2 protein-coding genes and 2 pseudogenes are annotated in these 8,922 nt (G+C 51.0%); 1 reads left to right on the plus strand and 3 read right to left on the minus strand.

The genetic code is table 11. The features are described from left to right. A pseudogene (locus tag IO95_RS00145) lies at positions 1-563 on the minus strand (hypothetical protein); the annotation flags it as partial. A gap of 336 nt (positions 564-899) precedes the next feature. Between IO95_RS00145 and IO95_RS23735 the strand changes: the two are divergent. Beyond that, positions 900-1,423: pseudogene (locus IO95_RS23735) on the plus strand (IS5 family transposase); the annotation flags it as partial. Between the two features lie 51 nt (positions 1,424-1,474). Here IO95_RS23735 and IO95_RS00150 read toward each other — a convergent pair. Continuing rightward, a complete protein-coding gene (locus tag IO95_RS00150; protein WP_051791048.1) occupies positions 1,475-2,422 on the minus strand; it encodes an OmpA family protein in 948 nt (315 codons plus the stop codon). Between the two features lie 148 nt (positions 2,423-2,570). Further along, positions 2,571-8,922 (minus strand): Ig-like domain repeat protein (locus tag IO95_RS00155; protein WP_037383190.1); only part of this gene is annotated, 6,352 nt, incomplete at its 5' end.

Raw genomic sequence — 8,922 nt, forward strand, 5'->3', positions numbered from 1 at the left:
CCGCCAATCGCCGGTTTTGCCGGAGGGGTCGGTTCAGGGTTATTATCATCTTTACTACGGTTATGATAGGCAACCGCGGCCCCAGCGCCGATCGCTGTCGCTGCCGCCAGCCAACCCAAAAGACCAAACAGCGCATCATGATTATCATCAGAAGCGACAAAAATGCCTTCACCACTGCCTTGAGATGGACCACCTAATGCTGCAGGCGATGACTCACCATCAGTAAAGAGATAGCCGTGCTCATAGCCTTCCCCGGACAAGGGAACATAGGCATACAGCTGGCCATCTTCAGCCATTCCCAGTAACACCGGGTTGTTGGCTTCACCATTAAAGTAGTCTTCAATAATAATACTGGCTTGTGTGTCCCCTTCCTGGATCACGTGCAACGCCTTGCCGACACGAACTAAAGTCACGTTCTCCGGAGCAAAATCATTGCCTAGATTCTTTAAGACGTATTTATTACCGTGAATTAATTTAACTTTAACTGCATTGTTGGCATTCGCGGTTAATAAACGGGTTTTCCCTTCGCCATTGTTAACAGCCAAAACTATCGTTTTTTCCATTACTTCGTAACTCCACCTGAGACTTAAATGATGTTTTAACCTTTACTCCGTGATGGTTCTCTGACCTCCCTTGGTGGGAACAGATATCGTACGCTACGTGGAGAACTGGTTAAAATGTAGATACAAGACTGATTAAACTTTCACCATTGTTGCTGAAAAAAACACCGTTTTGAATAAGAATATTCCGAATAACTTAGGGGGAGATGATCTTTCGTGGTGGATTATTAGGTGGCATGATGGACAGCTACAATTACTTTCGATAAAAACCAACCAAAACAGCATAATCTGCTAAGAACGATATCAGCAGATGAATACTGGTCAACGCTAATCCACTTGATGCTGAGAACAGGTCGTGTCTATAGCAAGCCAGAACCCAGAAATAGGGTGGAAGGTATTTTGTATCGAATGCAGGTTGGCTGCCCTTGGCGTGATGTCCCAGGCGCTTTTGGACATTGGCGTGCCATCTATCGGCGGTTTAACTTGTGGTCAAAGAAAGGCGTTCTTAATGTAGCTCTTTGTCGAGCTTAGGCAATTGGCTGATATTTATAGACGGTCGCATCGTTAAAGCCCATCAGCATGGCAGGTGATTGCTCTGAGGGGAAAGCGTCTATAGAAAAAGGGCAGGGTGGCAACACGACGAAAATCTATCTGGCTGTTGATGGTTGTGGCTTACCGATAGATTTCATTGTCACGGGTGGTGAGGTTTATGACAGTAAAGCTGCACGAGAATTGCTTTATAGGTGCCAGATGCAGAGCATGTCATTGCAGATAGGGGTTGTGACAGTGAGAAAATCCGTGAGCAGGTTCGGCATAAAAGAGGTATACCGACCCTACCACGGAAACGGAACTCAAAGATTGGGAAGCGTTATTCACTGCTATTTAACAACGCATTGCTATTTAACAATGCACTGCTATTTAACAACAATATCTACCCGACGTCCTTGGGTGTTACAGCTACTATCTTGATGCTTGGCATTGGCTTCACACTGCTCAGCATCTTTGGCGATCCCCATACCACTGGTATGAGTGATCAAATTTTGATTAACGCCAGCACGGATCAGTGTATCGCGAACCGTATTTGCCCTGGCCTGTGACAAGCGTTGGTTTGCTGCCGCATTACCAATAGCATCGGTGTAACCAATTAACTGAATGTCAGAGACGTTATTCCCTTCCTTAAGGAATGTTATGACATGGTCCAATTTAGCTTTTGAGGCCGGTAAGATTGAACCATACTGACTTTTGCCGGTAGGAAAATGGAGACTTTCCTGCAACAACACGGCGGTACCACCCTTAACATATTCGCAGGCTTTCACTTGCTTCGCGCGATTAATAATGCGCGACTGTAGACGCATAGATTGCAAATCCGCCTCAGCCACAGAGCGTTTAGCTAACGCTGTCGTGGTCCCGGTCTCACCTGGATTAACCACCAGGAAATAGGTCGTTGCACCCAGGGTTTTCAGTTGATGTTTGGGGGCCAGTTTACCTTGATACAACGGTTGATCCTGGAAGTAGGACTCAATGGCGTGCCCACCAGGGACAACACAAAAGACCGTATACTCGCCAGGCAATAGTACCGATTGCAGTTGACGATCCACATAAACCGTCGCAGGAAGTTTACCTTCCGGATAGTAGAAGACAATTTGCGCCAACTCCGGCACAACCTCTCCGACAGGACGATAACCGTTTGCAATGGTCCCTGAACCAGCGGTCTGCCCATTGGCATCTAACACCGTAGACACCGTATTGTTATGCCCAGCAGAGAGTCCCTCCTGCGCAGAAGCTGGCAAAGAACACCATCCGCTGGCTAACATTAATGACACGATAGTGGCGTACTTGAATTTATTACCAAAAGCTTTCATTAAAATCTCCATATAGGGCGATATTTCATCCATCAATATCAATAAATTGCTGGCGTTGTCATCACCCTGAATTAAGTCATCCGTAATCTGTCGATCAGCTATGCAAAAGAGCCCACAGTGTTTCCCCTGTGGGCCCCCATCTTATTGGTTAGACAATAATTTGGTTATTTTGCAACAACGTTTCCAGATCAGTCTGGACATTAGTCAACGTAATGACATTGGTATAGGCGTTCGCATTGCCTGAACCATCGCGATCAATACTGATCACCGTGTCATTGCCGACGTTCTCCACCTTCAGGTACTTAAGAATACCTTGGGAAGAGTAGTCCAATTCCATCTTGCCATCATCCTGGAAGAAAGAGATTGAGCCGTTATAGTCCAGCAGATCACTCAGGTCAATCAGGTCCGCATCACTGTCAGTCACCACGTCACCTACATGGAAGCCATGGACGATATCGCTGCCATTACCGCCGGTGCCGTCAGTTTCCATTCCTGACAAGACCTTATACATCAACGTATCGTTACCACCGTTAATCAGGTAGAACGTATCGTTGCCACTACGGCCTTCAAACAGGTTGTTAGCCGAGCTATCAGTAAAGGTGTCCGCTTGGCTAGAGCCAATCAAGCCTTCGATACTGATCAACTTATCAGAGCCTTGGCCTGTGGCCGAGCCATTCTTACCCGTTCCTTCCCAGAGTACAGCGGTGATAGCGCTTGCTGAACGGCTGTAATCAACGATATCCATCCCTGCCGTGGCACTCCAGACCGCCTTACCACTGACAATCTGGTTCCAACCACCACTCCCGTTGTAGGTATCGTCACCCGCTGAAGCAAAGAAGGTATCGTTATAGCCGGTACCGACAATGCCCGTTGCGGTGGTATTGGTGGCAGCAGTGTCACTTTCCGCCGTCAGTACATACGCATCGTGCGATTTACCGGTGGTTAAGCCACCCCAGTTCTCATTCACCGTGGCGTTGGTGTAACCGCCTTGGCTACCTACTGCGCCAACATGGTCGGTCTGGCCATTGGTAATACGCAACAACTGCACCGAGTAAACTTCATTCGGATCCAACCCGAAGAAGCTCACCAGACCCATACTGTTGCTCGAGCCAGAGGACTGCGGGTTAATCAACTGCGTTGCCACCAACTCACCCTTCGAGTTATACAGCTTGACGGTATTGCTGTAGAAGGTATTGATGCCTTGGCCGTCAACAATACGGATCTGCAGGCTGGTACCATCCGGCGCAATGTTGGTGTTTTTCACCAGCAAGGTCGGTGCAGCGTGATCACTCGAGACCACTGTTGCATCAGCGCCTGCACGATACAGCACCAAATCCATTGAACCATCCCAGTCATAATCCAGGGCGACTGCACCCGTCAGATTATTATAGGTTGTTGCGGTCAAATTCACTGGCGTTTTACCCCAGATATTATTCCCTTGGTTCAGATAAAGTACCGGGCTACCAGTAACACCAGAGCGCGGAACTTCAATGATGTCCATCTTACCATCGTGGTTCCAGTCAACTGCTAGTGAGGTCCCACCGTCCAGACTGTCACCAAACCACAGTGCCTTGGCATCGGTGGCATTCAGCTTACCCGTGCCATCGTTCAGATAGATACGGCTTTCATTAGTGTTCGCACTGCCTTTTTGACCACGGCTCAGGAACAGATCCAACCAGCCATCACCGTTGTAATCGGCATAGGTCATAGAAATCGACAAGTTACCATAATCCGTCCCACCATCAGTACGGAACACACTACCGTAATAATCTAGCTTACCAAAGGTGGTTTTGCTGCCGCCTGTAGTCTGGTTGTAGATAATGGCCAGAGAATTGCCGTCATCTCTATCAAAATAATTAGTACCATAGTAGTCGAGGACATCCACGTGAGCAGTAATATCAACAGTACCGTTATTATCGATATCCACAGCACCAATTTCATGCATCAGGCTCAAGTTAGATGGAATTGCACCACCGGGGCGACCATATGTGCCGTCTGGGCTCAGTACACCATTTTCGTTCTTGAGGAACGAAGTAGAATCTGGTGCGGAGTCCGCCAACACAAAGTCAAGATAACCATCACCGTGACGGTCATAGGCTATCACCCCCCCTAAGTGGTTAAGGCTGCCTTGGTTTACCGATTTCGCCGTGTAACTGCCATCGGCATTTTGCATCCAGTAGGCAGTGCGTCCACCGTTATCGTAAGCACTGACCTGTGACATCACATCAGTCAAACCATCGCGGTTGATATCGGCAAAGGTGGCCGAGTTAACAAAGTGACCATAGTTGTCGAACGTCACATCGCTTGGCTGCGCCAAGTACTTGGAGCTGTAATCCTCCAGGTTTTGCATATTGTAGACACGTCCAGAGTTGGCCCGACTTGACCCCGATGTGCCACGCGCACTCTGGAAGAATGACCATAAGCCATTTGTCCCAATAGTCACCGCCGCCGCATTCAGGCCAGAGCCATCTCCATCAGTGGTACCGCCCCACTTCTGTTCAATCAGCGTCTTACCATCACCCTCAGTGACCCCAATACTGGTGGAGGCACTTAACGAAGAACGGTTACCTGCCGCATCCCACACCATAAAGGCAAGATTATGCGCCCCGGCAGGCATGGTGCTGCTGATTGACCAGCTACCGTCGTCATTGGCTTTGGCAAAGCCGATAATCTGATCCAGCCCTTCCTGGTAGGTCCCGTTACCGTTGACATCACTCACCAGTGAAACGATCGATCCTGCTTCAACATTACCGTATTTAGTCTGGTTGAAGGTGTAGGTGGTGGTGCTGTTAACAATTTGCGGCACATCAGGCGCACCAAGGATCGCATTCGGTGCTTCCAGATCAATCACAACCTGATAATTGCTCTTGAAATTAACGTTGGTGCCCAGGTTACCAGCAGCATCAATCACCCGCAGTTGGTAGTTAAACGTGGTGCTCTGAGTGACCTCAGCCAACTTATAATTCCAGTCAGTCCCGGTTTCAGACAACAGCGTGGTCCAGTTACTCCCATTATCAAACGAGATCTGCAGATACTGGTTGCTCTGCAGCGCAGCACTCAACGCCCCCTTGATGGTCACCGTACGGTCACGGGTGATCATATCGGTGTTAATCTCTGTCGCACTGTGGCTGAACAGATCGCCTGTTTTCAAACCGCTAGAAGTATCGGTAGTAATAATTGCGCTGGTGGTCATACCATTCAGGTTCGGTGCCACGGTGCTCACTGTCAGCGCATGTGCGTCGGTGTCACCAATATTACCCGCCTGATCAACCACACGCGCCTGGATGGTATAGTCAGCTGACGTCAACGGCTTGCTTTGCAGATCCACCGTCCAACTGCTGGCGGTCGTGCTGCTCGCTTTAGTCCAGGTTTTGCCGCCATCAACACTCACTTCGACCCACTCGTCTGCCAGCAGGGCCTTGTTCAGTGTACCGTTAATCAACAACGTGGTATCGCTGGTGTTGAAGTCGGTATTACTGATACCCAAGTCATCACTGATTGACGTGATGCTGATAGCCGCATCAGAAATCGTCGCATCAATGGTGATGGTTTCAGTACCACTCGGCGCACTCTCCTGACCTACATTGTTGGTCCCGGTTACTTTGAAGTTGTAAGTACCGTCTACCAATGCTGGGTTTGGTGTAAAGCTCCAACTACCACCTGGGCCCGCAGTAGTGGTACCGACCTTAGCATTACCGTTATAGATGGTAATCGTATCGCCTTCAGCAACAGAAGAGGTCCCGCTCAAGGTTGGCGTATTGTCCTTGGTCAGGCTGTTGTTGGTCAACTCCATACGGGTAGTGCCGGTATCATCAATAATACTGTCGATAACCGGAGCGCCTGGGGTCAATGACATAATAACGTCATAGCTGGTGCTCGGCTTGGCGCTATTACCTACCTTGTCAGTCTCTTCCACGGTCAACGTGTTTTTACCGTCATACAGTGAGCCCGTAGCGGTCAACGTCCACTGGCCATTGCTGCCTACGGTGGTGGTGCCCAGTACTTTGGTATTACCATCGCCATCGGTGGTGTATACCGTGATGGTGTTACCCTTTTCAGCACCGGTACCGTTAACCAACGGATTGCGATCATCCAACACGCTACCCTTACTGACCGGGCCGGTTACCAAACCATACTGATCGACGACCTCAGTGATCGCTACCTTGCTGACATCCGGTGGTGTGAAGTCCAGCGTCAGGGTAAAGGTGCTGGACGGAGCACTGACATTGCCCGCCTTGTCGGTGGACGTGACGTAAAAGTCATGCGGTCCTTCTGACAAGCCGGTGGTTGGCGTGTAGCTCCACTGGCCATTGGCCAGTGCCTGTACTGACCCAATCTCACCACGTTGGTCATAGATCTTCACAATGCTGTTGGCTTCCGCACGGCCGGTCAGGGTTGGTGATGGATCATCCGTCTCGCTGCCGCTGGTCATCGCCGTTGGCTGTTTGCTACCCACATCGTCCGCTGCCGAGTCGATAAACGGTGCTGTCGGAGCCACGGAGTCCACACTAAATACCCAGGTGCCACTGGTACTGACATGACCGGTCAGATCTTCGGCGCTGGCGCTAAAGGTATGTGAACCTTGGCCCAGGTCACTGTTTGGCGTAAAGCTCCACTCACCACCAGCTTCTACCTTGACACTCCCCTGCGGTTTATCGTCAACAAAGATGGTAACGATACTGCCCGCCTTCGCGGTACCGGTCAGTGTTGGACGGGTATCATCCGTCACCCCATTTTGTGATACGGAACTGGTGATACCGCCCACGTCATCGAGCACATCAGTCAGTTGTACCTGGCCCGGATCAATATCCACCTTGAAAATCAGGTGTTGACCTTCATCGCCGGTGTTACCTGCCGGATCCGTCACCCGGGTGGTCAGATCATGTGGGCCATTAACCAGTGGCTTGCTTGGCGTAAAGCTCCAGTTACCCTGGTCAGTCACCAGGGCGGTACCGATTTCCTCACCGTTATCATAGATATGGACCACACTGTTCGGCTCAGCCTTGCCGCTCAGGGTTGGCGTGTTGTCATCGGTGGTATCACCGGCGCTGATTGGCCCGGTTTTGCTGCCCATGTCATCCGTCACCAGCAGATCGGTGGCTGGCTCCGGTGCTTTGGTATCAACCACAATGTCGTAGATACCCGTATGTACGCTGGTGGCACCAATCGCATCGGTCACCGTCGCTGTCAGGTTATGGTTGCCTTCACCCAATGCACTTGGCGTAAAGCTCCACTTGCCATCAGTTCCCACTTTCGTGCTACCAATGACTTTACCATCGTCATACACCTTCACGATGCCACCCGCCTCGGCGGTACCGTTCAACGTCGGGGTATTATCGTCAGTCACCACGCCCTTCTGCAGCGGTTTAGTCACTGGCCCGACATTATCTTCCACCGACGTAATCACCGGGGCTAATGGCACGCCAGTTTTGATGCTAATGCTGTAGTTTGGTGAGGCCACCGTGGTGTTGCCTACCGCATCACTCTCTTTCGCGGTCAACTCAGCCACACCATCCTCCAGCTGCTTTGTCGGAGTCATTGACCAGGAGAGATTTTCCTGCACGATCGCCGTACCAATGATCTCGGTGCCGCGGTACACCGTAATGGTGTTACCCTTTTCCGCACCGGTGCCGCTGATGGTTGGACGGTTATCATCGGTGGTTTGGCCTGGATCGACCTTGCCAGTAATACTACCCACCTGATCGTCCACACCAGTAATGGTTACTTTACTGCCATCCGGCGCGGTGAAGTCCAGCGTCAGGGTAAAGGTGCTGGACGGAGCACTGACATTGCCCGCCTTGTCGGTGGACGTGACGTAAAAGTCATGCGGTCCTTCTGACAAGCCGGTGGTTGGCGTGTAGCTCCACTGGCCATTGGCCAGTGCCTGTACTGACCCAATCTCACCACGTTGGTCATAGATCTTCACAATGCTGTTGGCTTCCGCACGGCCGGTCAGGGTTGGTGATGGATCATCCGTCTCGCTGCCGCTGGTCATCGCCGTTGGCTGTTTGCTACCCACATCGTCCGCTGCCGAGTCGATAAACGGTGCTGTCGGGGCCACGGAGTCCACACTAAATACCCAGGTGCCACTGGTACTGACATGACCGGTCAGATCTTCGGCGCTGGCGCTAAAGGTATGTGAACCTTGGCCCAGGTCACTGTTTGGCGTAAAGCTCCACTCACCACCAGCTTCTACCTTGACACTCCCCTGCGGTTTATCGTCAACAAAGATGGTAACGATACTGCCCGCCTTCGCGGTACCGGTCAGTGTTGGACGGGTATCATCCGTCACCCCATTTTGTGATACGGAACTGGTGATACCGCCCACGTCATCGAGCACATCAGTCAGTTGTACCTGGCCCGGATCAATATCCACCTTGAAAATCAGGTGTTGACCTTCATCGCCGGTGTTACCTGCCGGATCCGTCACCCGGGTGGTCAGATCATGTGGGCCATTAACCAGTGGCTTGCTTGGCGTAAAGCTCCAGTTACCCTGGTCA

The organism is Serratia sp. DD3, assembly GCF_000496755.2.

Bases quoted from the DNA above. Each gene is read 5' to 3' on its own strand.
- IO95_RS00150 (WP_051791048.1), bottom strand. From the start codon at position 2,422: ATGAAAGCTTTTGGTAATAAATTCAAGTACGCCACTATCGTGTCATTA.